14 protein-coding genes and 2 pseudogenes are annotated in these 19,388 nt (G+C 44.5%); 1 reads left to right on the forward strand and 15 read right to left on the reverse strand.

Annotated elements, in window-relative coordinates:
- Window positions 1-27: 27 nt before the first annotated feature.
- The 15 genes and pseudogenes from R8O11_RS08775 to R8O11_RS08845 form a co-directional block, all read right to left on the reverse strand.
- On the reverse strand, window positions 28-927 hold the full coding sequence (locus R8O11_RS08775) for an immunity 49 family protein (protein ID WP_033905282.1): 900 nt from the start codon (window positions 925-927) through the stop codon (window positions 28-30).
- Window positions 920-1,396 (reverse strand): annotated as a pseudogene (locus R8O11_RS08780) (type IV secretion protein Rhs); the annotation flags it as partial. The gene R8O11_RS08775 and the pseudogene R8O11_RS08780, both read right to left, overlap by 8 nt.
- Window positions 1,397-1,424: 28 nt before the next feature.
- Window positions 1,425-2,327 carry an immunity 49 family protein gene (locus R8O11_RS08785; RefSeq protein ID WP_318194085.1) on the reverse strand — a complete coding sequence of 301 codons (903 nt, stop codon included), beginning with the start codon at window positions 2,325-2,327 and terminating at the stop codon, window positions 1,425-1,427.
- A pseudogene (locus R8O11_RS08790) lies at window positions 2,317-3,362 on the reverse strand (type IV secretion protein Rhs); the annotation flags it as partial. The gene R8O11_RS08785 and the pseudogene R8O11_RS08790, both read right to left, overlap by 11 nt.
- A 66-nt stretch (window positions 3,363-3,428) precedes the next feature.
- Complete coding sequence (locus R8O11_RS08795) at window positions 3,429-4,331, reverse strand: immunity 49 family protein (RefSeq protein ID WP_033905276.1); 903 nt, start codon at window positions 4,329-4,331, stop codon at window positions 3,429-3,431.
- Window positions 4,324-8,721, reverse strand: coding sequence for an RHS repeat-associated core domain-containing protein (locus R8O11_RS08800; protein WP_318194086.1), 4,398 nt, complete (start codon window positions 8,719-8,721; stop codon window positions 4,324-4,326). Before R8O11_RS08800 ends, R8O11_RS08795 begins: the two co-directional genes overlap by 8 nt.
- Before the next feature lie 422 nt (window positions 8,722-9,143).
- Entirely contained in the window at window positions 9,144-9,560 is a 417-nt protein-coding gene (locus tag R8O11_RS08805; RefSeq protein ID WP_012841836.1) for a membrane protein, read from the reverse strand.
- Window positions 9,544-10,596: a formate dehydrogenase subunit gamma gene (locus R8O11_RS08810; RefSeq protein ID WP_318111346.1), complete on the reverse strand. Its 1,053-nt coding sequence runs from the start codon at window positions 10,594-10,596 to the stop codon at window positions 9,544-9,546. The genes R8O11_RS08805 and R8O11_RS08810 overlap by 17 nt, the downstream gene beginning before the upstream one ends.
- A gap of 14 nt (window positions 10,597-10,610) precedes the next feature.
- Window positions 10,611-11,219, reverse strand: a complete 609-nt coding sequence (gene fdh3B / locus R8O11_RS08815) for a formate dehydrogenase FDH3 subunit beta (RefSeq protein WP_005377536.1) — start codon at window positions 11,217-11,219, stop codon at window positions 10,611-10,613.
- 11 nt (window positions 11,220-11,230) lie between these two features.
- The gene (locus R8O11_RS08820; protein WP_005377539.1) at window positions 11,231-14,086 is read right to left on the reverse strand and encodes a formate dehydrogenase subunit alpha; all 2,856 of its coding nucleotides are present in this window, start codon (window positions 14,084-14,086) and stop codon (window positions 11,231-11,233) included.
- 10 nt (window positions 14,087-14,096) lie between these two features.
- Window positions 14,097-14,297 carry a twin-arginine translocation signal domain-containing protein gene (locus R8O11_RS08825; RefSeq protein ID WP_005396171.1) on the reverse strand — a complete coding sequence of 67 codons (201 nt, stop codon included), beginning with the start codon at window positions 14,295-14,297 and terminating at the stop codon, window positions 14,097-14,099.
- Between the two features lie 73 nt (window positions 14,298-14,370).
- Window positions 14,371-14,997, reverse strand: coding sequence for a molecular chaperone (locus R8O11_RS08830; protein WP_203346072.1), 627 nt, complete (start codon window positions 14,995-14,997; stop codon window positions 14,371-14,373).
- Between the two features lie 9 nt (window positions 14,998-15,006).
- Complete coding sequence (locus R8O11_RS08835) at window positions 15,007-16,668, reverse strand: 4Fe-4S dicluster domain-containing protein (protein WP_017634908.1); 1,662 nt, start codon at window positions 16,666-16,668, stop codon at window positions 15,007-15,009.
- Window positions 16,669-16,976: 308 nt separating this feature from the next.
- The gene (locus tag R8O11_RS08840) at window positions 16,977-17,606 is read right to left on the reverse strand and encodes a DUF3306 domain-containing protein (RefSeq protein ID WP_258474870.1); all 630 of its coding nucleotides are present in this window, start codon (window positions 17,604-17,606) and stop codon (window positions 16,977-16,979) included.
- Window positions 17,596-18,060 (reverse strand): DUF3305 domain-containing protein, encoded by a 465-nt coding sequence (locus tag R8O11_RS08845; RefSeq protein WP_017634910.1) that lies wholly within the window; start codon window positions 18,058-18,060, stop codon window positions 17,596-17,598. Before R8O11_RS08845 ends, R8O11_RS08840 begins: the two co-directional genes overlap by 11 nt.
- Window positions 18,061-18,383: 323 nt before the next feature.
- Between R8O11_RS08845 and R8O11_RS08850 the strand changes: the two genes are divergently transcribed.
- Entirely contained in the window at window positions 18,384-19,208 is an 825-nt protein-coding gene (locus R8O11_RS08850; protein WP_318194087.1) for a formate dehydrogenase accessory sulfurtransferase FdhD, read from the forward strand.
- Window positions 19,209-19,388 lie beyond the last annotated feature (180 nt).

Consider the following 19,388-nt stretch of genomic DNA (forward strand, 5'->3'; position numbering starts at 1 on the left):
ATACTGAATTTCTAACTAAATGATAATTTATCGAGTGATCTTCCCTGCTTTTACTTCTTCTAGCCAACGCCCCTCGACGAGATAAGGAGGAAGCCAACCGGTTTCAATAGATAAACGGTTGCCTTTGTCGTACCACATACAAGCCATGCCAAGCAGAGGGAAGTTAATAAAAGTTCGGATGCCTATCCTATCTGGTCCTAATTCTCTAAGATGATATTTCTCTTGAAACTGTAGGTTTTTAACGAGCACTTCCTCAAAATCATAACCAATGTCAGTAGTGAGCGCTGCGAAGGTTTCTAGGAGCCCCATCGCAATTTCCAACGCCCAGTTATCCCCTTGAGCTACCGCTGCGTCCATTGCTGCAACCAGCTTATCAGGGTAATCCGATGTGCGGTTGTGGAATGACTGAATGACATCCACTAACATGTAAGAAAGCTCACCTTCCTTAGTGGCGCTTTGCTTCATTAGAGAAATCGGAAAGTTCGCCAACAGGTCCATACTGGGTTTGTCACGCACAATCACCGAAGTGAAATAAGCATCAAGCCATCGGTTAGGGTGTAAACACCCCGTTTTTAAAATACCTTCACCTTTCCAGATTACTTCCGGGTATCCAGGTAATTGAATACTTTGAGGCTCGTCAGGTCTCATGGCGAGCTGATGATAAAAGGCACGCATTAATGATGCTTCATATAGACATAGTGTGCCGATTCTCTCATCATCATCTAATGGAGGTAACCATGTATACAAACGGAGTTGATAAGAAATACCATCGCTCAAGTAAACCAAGTTTTCTCGTTTTATAGATATGCGCCTTTTCCTTTTGTCTAAGCTCTCTTTTATCTCTTCTCGATAAGCTTCTCTTTCAAAATCACTTAGTTCAACATGAGCTACTCGTTCAACCTTTTTTACCTTTGAGTTATCAACCATTTCTGAACTCTCCTATATCTATATCAAACTCTTTTGCTATGAACTTGGAAACCTTACCACTAGAAGATATTTCTGCTTGCGTATGTACATAACGTATTGGTATACCATCTTGAATAGCAGAGTTAATGCTATTAGCAGCTGCCTTTTCTGTAGTCCCATATTTCTTACTGTCCATCAAAGATACTATTTCTGTCGCATATTCAGTGGTCCCTTGCTGATATGCCATATTTCCGAGCTTACGGCTACCCAGCGGGCTGCTACCCCCTTTAGCCTCAACAATGATAATTTCACCTGGTGGAGACTCTTCCACATCGTAAACCATATCAAAGTCGCCCGGCTTCGAAATTGAGGTTCCAATATCTTTGGGATAAAGCAGCTTAGCATTAGGACGCTTACTCCGGACAACGTCATCTGCGGCCAACTCACCAATTTCTGCAGATTGCCGATTAATCTTGGCGATTTGAAAGTTATTATACTGAATTGCTAACTAAAGGGGTTTATCGAGTGATCTTCCCTGCTTTTACTTCTTCTAGCCAACATCCTTCGACGAGATAGGGAGGAAGCCAACCAGTTTCAACTGATAAACGGTTGCCTTTGTCGTACCACATACAGGCCATGCCAAGAAGAGGGAAAGATATGAAAGTTTCTATAGAAATCAAGTCCTCTGGCTTATCAAGCCTCATTTGGTATTTCTCTTGGAACTGTAGGTTTTTAACGAGCATTTTCTCAAAGTCATAACCAATGTCGGTAGTGAGCGCCGCGAAGGTTTCTAGGATCCCCATCGCAATTTCCAACGCCCAGTTATCCCCTTGGGCTACCGCTGCGTCCATTGCTGCGACGAGCTTGTCAGGATAATCCGATGTGCGGTTATGGAACGACTGTATGACGTCTACTAACATATAAGACAGCTCACCCGATTTGGTAGAGCTCTGTCTCATCAAAGAAATCGGAAAGTTCGCCAATGCGTCTAAACTTGGCCTGTCACGCACAACTGTCGATATAAAATACATATCGATCCATCTATTAGGATTTATGCACCCCGTTTTTAAAATGCTTTCACCACCCCACTTTACTTCAGGATAGTCAAGGATCTTGATAGTTAATTCTTCATTGGGATTCATAGCAAGTTGATGATAACAGGCTCCCATTAAAGAAGTTTCATAAAGGCGTAATGTACAAATTTGTTCGTCTTCATGAGAGGCTTGAAACCAGGTATACCAGCGAACCTGGTCAATGGCAAAATCCCCAAGACTGACCAGATTTTCCCGCCTGATTTTAAGGCCTTCTTTTCTGTTATCTAAAACCCGGTTTATAAATTTTTTCCGATTCACAATGGCTTGTGTGTCAAGTTCAGGATTTGCTTTTCGCTCTAAAAATTTGACCGATTCTTTACTTTGCATTTTGACTTAATCCTTTTGAATCAATTTTAAACTCTGCCACTTCTAGTTTTACATCTGAGGCCTTACCACTTTCAGGGATATTCGCTTGAGTATGTATATATCGAATAGTTCTGCCGGATAAAGCGGCGTATTGAATTTCGTCGGCAGCTAATTTTTCAGTCGTTCCTTCCTTTTTTCAGACATTAGGTTGGTGATTTCGGCAGTGTATTCCGTTGTCCCTTGCTGATATGCCATATTTCCAATTTTTCTGCTACCCAGCGGGCTGCTACCCCCTTTGGCCTCAACAATTATAATTTCACCTGGTGGCGGCTCTTCCACCTCGTAAACCATATCAAAATCGCCCGGCTTCGAAATTGAGGTTCCAATATCTTTGGGATGAAGCAGCTTAGCATTAGGACGTTTACTCCGGACAAAGTCATCCGCGGCTAACTCACCAATTTTTGCAGACTGTTGGTTAATATTGCCAATTTGAGCATTATATCCCTCTTCGCCAGTTCGAGCGTCCATTGCCTCTTGACGCTCTTTCAAGCATTCATCAATTTTTGCTTTGTTTTTTTCTGTTAGCTCATAATCACTCATATTGAGTTCTGAGTTTTCTTTATACTCTGCTTTATTCAGCACAAGATCTTCAGTGAAGATCGTGCAACCTTCTTCCTCGCCAACTTTCTCTGAGTCAAAAACATGCGCATTTACAAATTCCTCAATCCCAACAACATACTGCACTTCGTGTCTGCTGCCATCTGAATGATTGATATGACGATAAAAAGTAATCTCGTTTCTCTCACAATCAATATGGTCTAAATCGTATTCATATCGAATATTGTTTTTACCTTTGGGTTTTCGGATTTTGACTTGCGAACGAACGCCATCTTCTCCGACAGATGACTCTTTTGCTGCTTCTAAAATCTGATCGCAAACCTCTTGGGGAACGTTGTTTTGCGCCTGATACTCAGCCAGCATTTTCTGCAAGCGTTTTAGCCCTTCTTCACAAAGAAAACCTGTTGGGTCAATCCACTGGATGGGGTTGATTGAATATCGGTAAACATATAAGCCACCTCGTGAAAGGTGGCTTATATACTGAATTTCTATATAAATGATAATTTATCGTGTGATCTTCCCTACTTTTACATCTTCTAGCCAACGCCCTTCAACGAGATAAGGAGGAAGCCAACCGGTTTCAACAGATAAACAGTTACCTTTGTCGTACCACATACAAGCCATGCCAAGCAGAGGGAAAGAGATGAAGGTTTCGATTGAAATCAATTTTTTAGGAGCATCCAAGCGCATTTGATATTGCTCCTGGAACTGCAGGTTCTTAATGAGTACCTCTTCAAAGTCATAATCAATATCGGTTGTCAGGGCGGCAAAGGTTTCTAAAATGCCCATGGCGATTTCTAATGCCCAGTCATCACCCTGAGCAACTGCAGCGTCCATTGCTGCGACTAGCTTATCGGGGTAATCCGATGTGCGGTTGTGGAATGACTGAATCACATCCACCAGCATGTAAGAAAGCTCACCAGCCTTCGTAGAACTTTGTTTCATCAGAGAAACCGGAAAGCTCGCCAATACGTCCATACTTGGCCTGTCACGCACGATCACCGAAGTGAAATAAGCATCAAGCCATCGGTTAGGGTGTAAACACCCCGTTTTTAAAATACCTTCACCTTTCCAGGTTACTTCCGGGTATCCAGGTAATTGAATACTTTGAGGCTCGTCAGGTCTCATGGCGAGCTGATGATAAAATGCACGCATTAATGATGCTTCATATAGACATAGTGTGCCGGTTCTCTCATCATCATTTAATGGAGGTAGCCATGTATACAGGCGAATTTGCTCAGACACATCATCACTCAAATAAACCAAGTTTTCTCTTTTTATCGCAATGCGCCTTTTTCGTTTATCTAAGTTCTCTTTTACTTCTTCTCTGTAAGCATCTATTGCCGCTTGAGTTAGACTAATATGAGCCAATCGCTCAATCTTTTTTAATTCCTTGGCATCAAACATTTCCAAATTCTCCCATGTCTATATCAAATTCTTTCGCTTTAATTTTCGAGACTTTACCATCTGAAGATATTTCTGCTTGTGTATGAATATAACGAATCGGAATATCATCTTTGATAGCGGATTTGATGTGATTTGCAGCAATCTTTTCCGTTGTACCTTGTTCTTGCTTAGACATCTCACCAATAATTGCTGCTGTATATTCAGTTGTCCCTTGCTGATATGCCATATTTCCAATTTTACGACTGCCGAGCGGGCTGCTGCCACCCTTAGCCTCGACGATGATGATTTCTTCAGGATCATCTGAGAGGTACACCATATCGAAATCACCTGGTTTCGATCCCGAAGTTGCAAGGTCTTTGGGATGGATCAACTTAGCATTAGGGCGTATATTCCGAACAAAGTCATCCGCGACCAACTCACCAATTTTTGCTGACTGCTGGTTAATTTTAGCAATTTGGGCGTTATGCCCTTCTTCGCCGCTACGCGCATCCATTGCCTTTTGACGTTCTGCTAAACACTCATCAACCTTTTGTTTGCATTCTTCAGAAAGTTTGTATTTCTCATCCTCATCCTTATTATTGAATTCGAATTCTGAGTTATCCTTGTAATCCGCTTTATTCAGCACTAGGTCCTCGGTGAAGATGGTGCAGGTCTTATCGCCACCGACCTTCTCTGAATCAAACACGTGAGCATTAACAAACTCTTCTATCCCGACTACGTACTGCACTTCATGTTTGCTTCCGTCAGAATGATTAATGTGGCGATAAAAAGTAATCTCGTTCTTCTCGCAATCAATATGGTCTAAATCGTACTCATATCGAATATGATTTTTACCTTTGGGTTTGCGGATTTTGACTTGCGAGCGAACGCCATCTTCTCCGACGGATGACTCTTTTGCTGCTTCTAAAATCTGATCGCAAACCTCTTGGGGAACATCGCTTTGCGCCTGATACTCTGCCAACATTTGACCCAAGCGTTTTAGCCCTTCTTCACATAGGAAACCTGTTGGGTCAATCCATTGGATAGGGTTGACTGCATATTGGTAATGATTAATACCACCAGCAATAGATATCGGATCTTGTTGGATAAAACGTCCTAGCTTAGGGTCGTAATACCGAGCGAGGTTGTAATGTAAGTTGGTTTCTTGATCGAAATACTGTCCTTGAAAACGCAATGGATTTACTACTTTTTCAATATGTACATGAGCAAAGCCGTGAGCATCGTAGCTGGCACTCCATACAACATTCCCTTCGCAATCGATCAGTCGCTCTGGTTTACCAACTTGATCGCACTGGTACCAATAAATAACGTCATTTTCTAGCAGTGCCACTGGCGTGTAGGTTTCTGGTTGATATAGATACCAACGGAAAGCACCTGAAGAACGTTCACCAATTAAACGTTCACCTTCCCACAGGAACTCTGTAACGCCTTGTTGTGTAATTTTCTTCGTTCTGCGCCCTAATGCATCATATTCATATTGACTGATACCATCGTCGGTGTGAACTTCAATGAGCTGATTTAACGCATCAAATACGCGAGTCTGAACGTGTCCTTGCCCTTCACGTTTTGTCTGGTTTCCTTGCGCGTCATATTTGAACCGGACATCATCGTGTACTTCAATACGATCAGCGAATACCTCTGAAGATGGCAAAGTAGGATTGCCAAAACTATCGTATTCAAACTTAGTCACTTCTCCGGAAGCATTGACTCGTTTCAGTTGCCCTAAGGTATCGTACTGATAGTGCGTTGCTCCTGCCATATTATTAATGATTGATGAAATACGGTTTTGCGCATTGTAAACGTACTTTTTCTCTCTATCCGGCCAATGTTGTTCGACCAAACGACCAACACCATCATAAATGATGCGCTCATTAAAATGTGCCGTTTCAATTTGGGAAACTCGTCCCATTTCATCGTAATGAAATTTGATTTGAGGTAAATCTAGGTTTCCAAACCGAATCGCTGAAAAACGCCCATATCGATCATAAGAGAAGTTCAGCTCCGTATTATCTGGCAGTACCTGAGATACGCGTTGGCCAACTCTGTTAAACTCCTGCGCTATCTCAAACTGGCCTTGAATGCGCTTTGTTAAATGCCCGAATGAAGAGTATTGGTATTGCAATGTGTGATGGCGATTGGATGCGAAAGTAAGTCTCCCACCAAGCGTATAATTGAAGTGGTTCTCTACAATACTGCTACCATTTCCTGCTTTGACGTGCTTGAGATAACCCGCAGCGTCATAGCGATACAGCACCGTCCTATCTGCGACTTGCTTACGATGGATTCGCCCCATATGATCATAATCAAATTGGCTTTGTAGATTATCAAACCCGACAGTTCCTGACAGCTGGCCTTCATCGTCATACAGGAATTCGAATTCTAAGCCGTCACTCCGAACTAATTTAGTCAGGTTACGTTGTTGATCGTATTCGTAAGAAATATGGCTGCCATCGGGGAAGATGACTGCTTCTTGTTGCGCGAGTGCTCCCCATTGATACGAGGTAATGCCTGCTGGAGTTCGAATCTGAGCAACACGGCTGTGCTCATCGTAAGAATATTCTTCGCTATAACCGACTTTGTCTTCGTCGTTAAAATAACTAACCGATGTACGCCTGCCAAATTGATCATAAGCGAGTTGAGCAATGCACCCATCGGGATAAGCGACGCCATTCACTAGATCTTCTTCGTTGTAGCTGTAACGAAGTAATGTACCGTCTATTTCATTCGCGATAAGTCTTTGTTGTTCATCCCACCACCACTGACTTTTCTTACCATCTTCAGACTCTTTTTTGACGACTTGACCGTGTTTATCGTAATCATATTCCGTGACACAGCCGAACTGATCGGTATCCCAAACTCTTTGACCGAGGCTATTGTAGTAAGCCTTCTCGATATCCCCGTCAGGTGAAACCGTTTTAACTAACTTACCTAAGCCGTCATAACCATATTGAATTTCTTTGCCAGAGGAATGAAACTTAGAAACTAATTGACCATGCTGATTATATTGATAATTGACCGTTGACTGATCAGGATAGATAGCTTGTGCTTTTCGTCCTAATTCATCATATTGCCATCGCCAAGTTTTACCTGTGGGGCTTATTTTCTCGAGTAAGTTACCCTGCTCGTCATGCAAGAAAGACCATTGATGATCTAACGAGTCAGAATAAGAAGAGTGATTTCCTTGATAATGGAAGCGATAGTCATAAATTCCTGCGTCCCCAACGTTTCTGATGCATTTCGCTTTTGCACCTTCGCCATCCCATGCAAAATAATGAGTAAAGCCAGTTGGTCGTATACGCTTAACAATTAAATGACCGCTATATTGATATTGTTCCTTTAAGCCCAAATGATTAGTTGCACTGACCAAATCATCGTGCTCATCATAGGTATAAGTTGTCAGAACTTTTTGGGACTTTGCATTAAGCAGTTCTACAAGGCGTCCTTGCTTATCATATTGACATTCAAGAACCGAACGCTTGTTATATGCGATCTCGATCAATCGATGGTTTCGAGAATACTGCAGTTGAAACGTTGAAAACGTGCCATTTCTGACTTGTTTAACAAGCCAACGATCATCTTTCTGTTCAAATCGATATTGATGCCCATTAGCGAGCGTCACGATCCGAGTTGCTGAATTTAGGAAATAACAGCTCGCACCAGCGTATATCTGGTAACTTGTTGCTCCAATATCTACTGGCTCAAATTCTGTGATATCGGCCTTATCGTCAACAAACTCCCAAGCGATCACATTGTCTTTCTCGTTCGTCTTTTCGCGTAATTCAAACTGAAATGCATGTCGCCAACCAAAGCCCATTCCATGATTTACATCCGACTGCGAAGAGCGGTAAGTACGCTGCCAAGTAGTACCTTGTTGTAGCTCGATATCATAGAGTTCGAGAATTTCTTCACCCGTCACAAGTGATACAGGATCACCAGCTTTCTCATGTTTTTCGCTGCTTTGTTGCTGAGGCTTGTCGGATGCGGCACTTCTGCCCCTCTTTTTATTCGACTTCCCCTTTCCCTTCGATGGTTTTGCATTGACGGTATTTTGAGTCGGTGGAGGCGTAACCGCTGACGAGAGTGCGTAGTTTTCGCCGGTAGGTACAATTCGAGCGACATGCAAGTCACCGTTCACCAAAGCATTGGCAAACGTTGAATTATAGTGTTGGGAAGTAAGCTCACCGTCAGGTATGTTTGGCTTGAATTGACCAATCGCATAGAACAAGTCCTCGACAGAGCGAAGGTCAAGCTCACCAAAGCTCTCAAGAAACTCTATTGCCTCTTGTTTGGTCACGAATGTTTTAGGTTCGCCGCTAGTAAGTAACTGACCAGAGAAGTGATAACTTTCACCAAAGCGATTCGTGATAGGAATTACGAATTGAGGGATCATAGCCGTAACGTGTTTGTCCTTTTCTTACCTTGCCACATCATTTAATGCTCGTTTCGCTCTTTTTATTTGTGAGAGCAAGATGCCTTAATCAAACATCCTCCGATAGAGATTCCTCTGTATGCGTAGACTGAATGTATTGATGGCAATTTTCACGTATGCAACTCTTTGAATTTCTGAGCGCAGCGTACTTTAACGGGACGATGAATCCTGAGTAAATGAACAATAGCGTGAGTGAGACTAATGTCTCATCGTGACGCGATTTTTTTACATGTTTCTTACTTAACTATGATTTCCTGCTCAGTTACGTAAATTCACTCAATAAGTTGCATCAAGTATCACCCCTGCGACTAAGTGCTTCATATTTGAGACAAAACAGCAACAAAAAACCGCCTGTTACGGCGGTTTTGCTTAAAGAATATTGATTAAAGGTTTGGACCTGTCGATGGTCTGTGTGGTTGGTTATTGCGCAGTTGCTGCATCCCTTGAAACATTCGCATAAACCACACCAAGATGGCTAATGCAGCAAACACCATCCCTACCCAAGGAATAAAGTAAGCGATGGTTTCAAGTAAAGTACTATGCAACCAATAATCACTCACGCCAACGAGTACACCATTAGAAGTCGCGACGGTGACGATCAACACAACAAAAAACGTCAGGTATAGAAAGAAGGTACGAATTAAACCGTAGTAATGAGAAATCACTACGTCGCTGTCTTCTCCCTTATCTAATCGGTAACCCGCATAGATAATTGCGATAACGCCTGAGATCAGAAACGTAAACGGGGTCAGACAGCTCAGGATGTACGCAACCCAAATCCCGTTATGAGGTTTGTTCATTCGCTTTCGCTCCTTTTACTTCCGTTTGTGCCGTATCTGTTTCGCCCATTGCTTCTTTGGATTTCACTTCTTCATACCAAAGATCGTGATGCTCTTTCGCCCATGTTTCATCAACTTCACCTGTCACCATGCCTTCTAGCGCACCTTCCATACCGAATAGACCAATATAGATGTGGAAGATAAAGCCACAGATTAGAATCAGCGCCGAAATCGCATGAACTAAGTTAGAAAGCTCCATGTCACGGCGAGTTTGGCCAAAGATAGGAAAGTCCAGAACTAAGCCACTCACTGCCGCGATAGCACCAAAGAAGATCAATAACCAATAGATTGCCTTCTCACCACCGTTTGAGAAACCAGCTGACGGATGTGTGCCTTTGTGTTTACCAACCATACCGCCCATTTTCATGAACCAACGAACATCAGTCATGTTTGGAATCGACTTGCGCCACCATTTAAAGAGCACGAGCATCAGCAAAATGAAGAACAATGGTCCCATGTAATTGTGGTACTGCTTCGCCAACATGACGATAAAGCCCCAGAACTCAGTAGTAACGTACGGTTTTAAGAAGTGCTTACCGTAAACCAGCATCAAACCACTGAATGCCAACGTTAAGAATGTAAACGCCATACTCCAGTGAAGCGCGCGGTCTAAACGAGACCAACGCTTCATCTTTTTACCAGTACGCGGCTTGCTAAGCATCAAAGGACCAACGAATATGTAAGCCATGATAACCATCGCGATACTGCCGAAAATCGCGACAGCACCAGCAGGAGACATCCATTTCTCTTTTAGAATGTACCAAGTCTCACCAGGTTTACTGATCAATACGCCATGTTCTGGCGATTGGGACGTGGTGTAGCCTTCTTGCCCCTCTCTGACTTCGCGCCAATAGTCTGCCCCGGCGAGTTGCGTGATCTCCTGTTGAATAACTTTAGAAGATTGTTCCTCTCCTGAAGCAGGCATTGCGAAAGTCAGCAGCAATGCCGTCATCATTGACAGCATTGCTAGAGATGCACGTTTAAGCGTGTTTAACATGTGCCTCTCCTTACTTAGCTTTTCGTCGCATCGTAAGAAAGATCGTTTCCGTCTGTCCAACCTGCGTTTTTCGCGCCGCGTTCTACCACACGTTGACGGAAAATGTCAGAGACTTTCTCTGCGTCACCCGCAAGCAGCGCTTTGGTTGAACAAAGCGATGCACACATAGGTAACTTGCCTTCTGCGATACGGTTCGCACCGTATTTTTGACGTTCTTCCTCAGAGCCAGGCTCTGTTTCTGGGCCGCCCGCGCAGAAAGTACATTTATCCATTTTGCCACGTTCACCAAACGCCTCTTGTTTAGGAAATTGAGGTGCGCCAAACGGACAAGCAAACAAACAGTAACCACAACCGATACACAGATCTTTATTGTGAAGAACGATGCCGTCTTCGGTATGTTCGAAACAATCAGCTGGACAAACTGCCATACAAGGCGCATCGGTACAGTGCATACAAGCAACAGAGATAGAGTTTTCACCAGCTTCACCGTCGTTTAGTGTTACCACGCGGCGACGTTGAATGCCCCATTCAAGCGCATCGTCGTTTTCGTTCTTACATGCAGTAACACAGCCGTTACACTCGATACAGCGTTTGGTGTCACATAGAAATTTCATTCGTGCCATTGTCAGACTCCTTACGCTTTACGAATGTTACATAGGGTTACTTTGGTTTCCTGCATCAAGGTAACCGGGTCGTAACCGTAAGTGGTTGCCGTGTTAGCCGATTCGCCAACAACGTAAGGTTGTGTACCTTCTGGGTATTTAGGGCGTAGGTCTTCACCTTCGAACTTACCGCCAAAGTGGAACGGAATGAACGCCAAACCAGGTTTCACACGACGTGTTACCATCGCTTTCACCTTGATTCGTCCTTTCTCTGCACCTTCAACCCAAACATCATCACCATCTCTAAAGCCAAGATCGTTCGCGTCTTTCGGGTTCACTTCAACAAACATTTCTTGTTGAAGCTCGGCAAGCCAAGGGTTTGAACGCGTCTCTTCACCACCACCTTCGTATTCAACCAGACGGCCAGAAGTCAGAACGATTGGGTACTCGCCCGATTTGTCTTGCTCTTGAATGGATTTATACAACGTAGGTACACGGAAGATTGCATCTTTGTCTTCCCAAGTTGGGTAATCCGTTACAAGGTCACGACGTGGTGTGTAAAGTGGTTCACGATGCAGTGGCACACGGTCTGGGAACGTCCAAACAATCGCACGCGCTTTCGCGTTACCAAATGGAATACAACCGTGCTTGATCGCGACACGCTGAATACCGCCAGACAGATCTGTTTTCCAGTTTTTACCCTCTGCTGCCACTTTCTCTTCAGCAGTTAGGTCGTCCCACCAACCAAGTTGTTTCAATAACTTGTCAGTGAACTCTGGGTAACCGTCTTTGATCTCACAGCCTTTCGAATAACTGTCTTCTGCAAGAAGGCTCTTGCCTTCAAATTCCACACCAAAGCGCGTACGGAAATTACCGCCACCTTCTGCAACCGTCTTTGACGTATCGTACAGAATGTGTGTACCTGGGTGTTTCATTTCTGGTGTGCCCCAGCATGGCCAAGGTAGACCATAGGTTTCACCGTTGACAGGGCCACCTTCCGCTTCCAATGTGGTTTTGTGGAACGTATGCCAGTTTTGTTGGTGCGCTTTCAAACGCTCTGGGCTTTGGCCTGTGTAACCAATCGTCCACATGCCTTTGTTGAATTCACGCGTTAGGTCTTCAATCACCGGCTGGTTGTTTTCAACACGGATGTTTTTGAACAGAAGATCGGAATAGCCCAGTTTCTTCGAAAGCAGGTACATGATTTCGTGGTCTGGTTTTGATTCAAACAAAGGTTCAATCACCTGATCACGCCATTGTAGAGAGCGGTTAGAAGCGGTAACGCTGCCGTGTGTTTCAAACTGTGTTGTTGCAGGAAGCAGGTAAACGCCGTCGGTACGGTCGTTCATTACCGCAGCAACCGTTGGGTATGGGTCCACAATCACCATCATGTCCAACTTCTGCATCGCTTTTTTCATCTCAACACCACGTGTTTGAGAGTTCACTGCGTGTCCCCAGTAGAACATTGCACGGATGTTTTCGCGTTGACGAATGTTGTCTTTGTTTTCCAGTACACCATCAACCCAACGAGATACAGGAATACCTGCACTGTGCATTGGTTTCTGACCGCTATAAGCGTTGTCATCGAAACGACCTTTGATCCATTCGTAATCGATTTCCCACACTTTTGACCAATGACGCCAAGCGCCTTCAGAAAGGCCGTAGTAGCCCGGTAGCGTGTCAGAGAGCACGCCAAGGTCGGTTGCGCCTTGTACGTTATCGTGACCACGGAAGATGTTTGCACCGCCGCCTGATTTACCAATGTTTCCAAGCGCTAGCTCAAGCACACAGTAAGCACGTGTGTTGTTGTTACCAGTAGTATGCTGAGTACCACCCATACACCAAACAATACAGCCCGGGCGATTTTCAGAAAGCAGTTTTGCTGTTTGGTAAACGTCTTCTTCGCTTACGCCTGTTACGCGCTCAACTTCTGCTGGCGTCCATTTCGCCACTTCAGCACGGATCTCATCCATACCGAATACACGTTGACGGATGAACTCTTTATCTTCCCATTGGTTTTCGAAGATGTGCCACAACACACCCCAAATGAATGCTACGTCAGAACCAGGACGAAGTGATACATAGTGATCCGATTTTGCTGCCGTACGTGTACGACGAGGATCCGCTACGACGATCTTACAGTTGTTCTTCTCTTTCGCGATCAGAATGTGCTGCATCGCTACTGGGTGTGCTTCAGCTGGATTTGAACCAATGAATAGCATCGACTTACAGTTGTGCATGTCATTGAAAGAGTTGGTCATCGCACCGTACCCCCAAGTGTTCGCTACACCCGCCACGGTTGTTGAGTGACAAATACGCGCTTGGTGGTCAACGTTGTTCGTACCCCAAAGTGATGCCATTTTGCGGAACAAGTACGCTTGTTCGTTGCTGTGCTTTGCGCTTCCCAAGAAGTAAACCGAATCAGGCCCAGACTCTTTGCGGATGTCCATCACCTTGTTACCGATTTCTTCGATCGCTTGATCCCAAGAAAGCTTTTTCCACTTACCGTTTTCAAGCTTCATTGGGTATTTAAGACGGCGCTCACCGTGGCCATGTTCACGCAGTGCTGCGCCTTTTGCACAGTGACCACCGGCGTTAAATGGGTGGTCGAATGCAGGCTCTTGACCCGTCCAAACACCATTTTGAACTTCTGCGTAAATACCACAACCCACTGAACAGTGAGAACAGATAGTACGTTTTACTTCTGTTTTCGCTTCTGGATCGACTGATTTTGCTTGCGCTTTTTTCATCATTCCCGGTGCGAATAGACTAGCACCAACCACTGCACCACCAGCGGCAAGCGAAGTGTTTTTCATGAATGCACGACGAGATACGCCAAGCTGGTTCGTTTCTTTGCTCACACTGTCGGAGCGTTTGACAAGTTTCATCCGTTATCTCCTAAAGTGTGTCGTAGTAATCGCGAATGTGTTGTGTTTCACGATACCCTTTCTTCTTCACGTCTTTTTCAGAAGGCTCAACCGTTTCTGAAGCAACGGCCACTTTCGTGGTTCCCGCAACAACAGCACCAGCAACGGCAGCGGTTGTGAAGCCTTTTAGGAGATCCCTACGGCTTGTGTTTATTTCTTTATTATCTTTCATCATTGCTTCCTTACCTTACGGTAGATCTTTGGAGACTCATGCCTCTCTATCGATATGACCAAGTACTGCTCGATTACTCGTAATCAGTGACGTTTTTCACATCAATTTTTAATTTGTTCTTACTGCTTTTGGTGTTCACGCTAAAGCGCACTTGCTCTAACGTTAAAAACGCATCGCAAAGCTGTGCAGCTGGCTTGTAGAAGTTCACGCTTTCTGCGTTCTCTAGTTGGCGCGTAAAAGATTGGAACCAAGGGGCGATGTGTTTGTTAAACACCGCTTGTTGAAGTTCTTCCTCTTCACCCGTCAGCATTGCCATCACTTCGCACAGTGCAGAAATATGGTCTTCAGGCTCTTTCACGTTCTCTTCTCGTTCGATGCCTAAAAGATCCAAATCGCGACGAATTTCCGCTAACGGTTTTTCCATCATCGAGCCAGTGCGATGCCAAGATCCGAATGGCACAACTTCACCACGTCCAATGCCAATAAACAGATCTTGATATTCTTCTTCTAACGCTTCTCGCTGCGCTTCGTTCGCGGCTTGTTGCAGTGCGAGCCAAGCTTTTTGCATCGCGCTCTCAGACGGTTCAATTTCTAGCGATTTCAGGAACGTCAGCATTTCATCACTAGGCGCACTACGAAAAAGTGCAGATAGAACGAGATAAATGTCTGTTCTCAGTGTTTGTTCTTGTTGTGTGTCCACTGCGAGCTCCTAGTATTTCAGTTGTTTCATTGGGTCTTCTGCCATCGACTCAAACATGTCGATCACACGGCAGTCTTCACACATCGCGATACGATTGATCGCCGCTTCATCAGAGAAATGAGAGTGACCGCGTAACTTGTTTTGTAGCATGTCGATCATCGATTGCGGAGCAAAAGGCTTGTGACAACGAATGCACTCGGCTGCCTTTTCTTCATGAATCACAACCGCTTTCTGGCGTTCTTCTTTCACCCAGTTCATACGAGGAGTAAGCGTCAGCACTTTCTCTGGACACGCTTTCTCGCACAGCCCACATTGAATGCAGTCTTGCTCGACGAATTTAAGCGACGGAGATCGACCGTCCGTATGCAATGCACGTGTTGGACACACCGCCACACAGCTCATACACAACGTACAACCTTTACTTTCACAAGAGACTGTGCCGTAAGGTGCGTTCGCTGGAAGTTCAACAATGTTCTCAACTGGAATACGTGATGCGGACAACGCATCCAAGGCCGTAAATAGACGCTGACGTTTGTTACCTTGCAAATCACCTAATGCCAAATCAAAAGACTCAGTACAAAGTGTCGGAGCACCTTCACGTAGTGACTCTAGATACAGAATGTCGATGGTTTCTTTGGCGATACCAAGCTGACCGAGCAGCTCTTGAGCAATACCTACTTCGCTATTAAGCACACGAATAATGGTTTGAGGCATAAAACGTGAAGCCGCAAACAGCACCTGAGTAGCACCATTCACAAGCGCGGCGAACCAAGTATCAATACCAACCGAAGGCAGTTCTTCCACCACAATTGGAATCACATTATCTGGCAGTGCTTTTAGTGCCATCACGTTGTAGCTCTCGTGGCGAGAACTGCAAATCAATACGATAGGATCTAAACCACCCGCTTGCTCATAGTTGGCGAGCGTACGTTCAATAAACTTTTGCGTATCTTCAGGGTTTGGCAGTGCGTAATGAATCGCTTCTGTCGGACACGCTGTAGCACAAGTACCCACGCCTTGACATAGGTATGGGTTGATCTCGATGCGATGGCCCGTTTTGTCGCTGCCTTCACTCGATAGTGCCCCTGCCGGACAAGCATCCACACACCGTTCGCAACCTTTTACGCCACGAGAGCTGTGTGCACATAAATCGGTATCTAAACGGAAGAATTTCGGTTTATCGAACGTCCCCATTAAGGTTGGAATCTCTTCCAACGCTTCAGCCAGTTTCGGATAGCCACGACCTACTGGGTAGTAGCCCGGTACTGGGACTTCTTCCGACATGCAGCTGTTAAGGCAAAGATCGAGTACGATATCGAAACAATCGCTATTGATCGCGACCTTGGCAAGATTGTTGGTCGAACCATGATTTTCAATCAGAACTTCAAACGTACCTAAGAACCCTGAAACCTGAACCGAATTGGCGTAATAAAGCTCGGGATTTGTGCCCTTTTCGCCATCGGTAGAAAGCAGCGTTAGGCTGTTCATTTGCGACAATTGCGCTGCCGCACTTTCGATGATTGCTGTTGGGCCCACAATCAAAGTATTACCACCGCTTTCATAGCTTACGGTTGGTGGAATAAGATTGGTCAACTCTACGGTATTTTCGAAAGCGTACAGCCTCGCTTTACCGTTATTGGAAGTTGCTTGTTCTAATAATTGTTTCAGCATTGCTCAATTCCATTTATGAACATGGATAGTCTTTTCCATCTCTTAGTGTAGTTAGCGCCGGAGATTCTGCTGATTAACTTATCAATGAGCATTCTTATTCCGCCATCTATAGGCGATGAATACTACGCAGTGCGTCCGTACTAACTTCAACCAGATTGGTATTGAGCAACAGATAGCAAGTGTCATGCCAATAAAATATCAACTAAAAATCAATAGGTTATCAATTTTACTGACAAATAGTAGGGATAAAAAAACCGGTTGAGACATTTTGTCTCAGCCGGCTCATTGAGTGTTTAGTCAAAATGTACCTATTCTTTGTGTGGTATATTTTGTCTCACCTCGTTAGGCTGTGATTCTTCAGCAAAAGTATCACTTTCGCCAGGAACTGTATTTATATACAGTTCATTTTCATATTGAGTAATTTGGCCACTTTTGTCGGTGTTTGACTCTGCGTCTTCAACTACCCCAGATGCGATATCGTTAACGTTAAGCTCAGCCCCTTGCGCAGTTTCAGCGTCTGGTTCGTCTTCCACTTTGTCTTTAACCCAATCACGCAGCGTCTCAGCGACGTCTTGAGAAAGTGACTTTAAGTTACTGTAATCATCATCGTAATCGTCTAGGCCGTCACGCACGTTAAATTCTTCGGACAAGAACATTTTGCGCAGCGCAGCTTTCTTGACGCTTTCTGAGGCTTCAGAAACCAGCAGTTGCGCCACAGACATTTCTTCGGTTTTTTCAGTCTCTACACTCGCGGTAATGTCTGGAGCCTGACTATCCTCATTGACGTTCAAAGCATCTGAGCTTTCGTCAGCGTTTGAAAGCGCTGTGACACTATCTTCGGATTGCGCCGTCTCTGCTATCGGCGTGATCTCTTCATCATGTTGGGAAGATTCTTCTAACTTACGTTTCGACCAACGGCTTAAAAAACTAGTTGCCATTTGCTCTGCCCGCTCCTTTGCGTTTCTTACGTCTTACTTCTAACAACTCACCGTGGCGACCGATAAAGGCTTCCATCCAAGCCTGAACGGCTAACGGCATATCGTTAGATAGTACAAGGTTATCACCATCCATATATTGCGCCGCAACAGATTGTGAAGCCGTCAGTAACTGTATCGCTGGTTTTTCACCAGACTCGACGTTATCCATCACTAAAAAGAGTTTAGGTTGCAGAGAGCTTAAGTTAAAGCGGTAGTCTGTACGTTCATCTTTATGTAATTGCAACGGACAAACATCTGGAGTCTCTTCCGTCGGATTCAGCGCAAATCCTGTCAACTGCCATTGGGTTGTCACCCAAATCCCTGTACTGATCTCATGCTCAACAAGCTCTACGCCGATTGGCCATGTATCCTCAGTCTTTTCGTAATTTTTTTCGAAATCTTTCTTATCCGACATAACTCACCCAGTCTTTCTATTTTTGGTCTGAAAACACACAGGACATTTTGCCCCCGTTTTCGACCATTTTTATTGTCTTCGAAGCAATAAACGCGCCAAGCTGATATAACTTAGTCTATATACTCCCTCAGGCTATAAGTACCAAACTAGACGAAACTCAAATGTATTGATGTGTCATTACTGCGAACTCGCAGTTTTAATGCATTGTTGACATAAAACCTCGCAATTTCTTTGGGAACCGCTATTTTGGAATGAGATTTGCTAGCCACTTAACAAGCTAAAATGCGTAGCAACCTAACGCTCTTAATCACTAGGACACGACTGTGCTGAAACCAAATATTATTAAAACCAATGAAAATCCCCTGCAAACCATTGAAGTCGATGTGTACGACGAGTACGGCGAAAAGCTCACGAAGCAAATCGCTTGCGAGCGTCCTCTTACGGTCATGCTGAACTGGAAAGAAGTGGTCACGCTCATGACGCTAGGTTCGCGTCCTGAAGCACTTGTGTTGGGTTATTTAAAGAACCAGAGCTTCTTGTCTGATCCTGAAGCGATTGAATCGGTCATTATTGACTGGGAAACACACTCAGCTGCGGTTATCACCAAAGAAAATACTGAGCACTTAGAAGGCGCGCTGAAGAAGAAGACGGTGACGTCTGGCTGTGGTCAGGGCACTATGTACGGCAACGTGATGAAGCAGCTTGAAGATTACCAAGTGCCACAAGTGCCTTTAAAGCAATCTGAAATCTACGCGGCGCTTGAAGCGTTGACGCATTACAACGATACCTACAAAAAAGCGGGCGCTGTGCATGGCTGTGCAGTGTGTAAAGGCAACGAAGTACTGTCTTTTGTGGAAGATGTTGGTCGTCACAACGCAGTTGATACGCTTGCGGGTGAAATGTGGCTTAACCAAGAAACCGGTGAAGATAAAATTTTCTACACAACTGGTCGCCTTACATCAGAGATGGTGATTAAAGTGGCTCAAATGGGCATTCCTGTTCTGCTTTCTCGCTCTGGCGTTACTCAAATGGGGTTAGATCTAGCGAAGCAATTTGGTATTACGACCATTGCGCGTGCGAAAGGTTTGCGCTTCCAAGTGTTTACAGGAGCCGACAAGGTTGAATTTGATGTAAAAGGCAACCAATAACACCTTTTCAGTGTAAACTAAAACCAATAATGCGGATTCACAGAGGATGTGGACTATGAATAATGACCAATTGTGGAATTTTCTGCTTACGCCCAGCGGTATCATGCTTTCTATGATTATTACCTTTGGCGTGGTCGGGCTCTATGCGTATATAACCGGTCAGTTTAAGGATTAAGGCCA

Source organism: Vibrio sp. 1288, assembly GCF_033344475.1.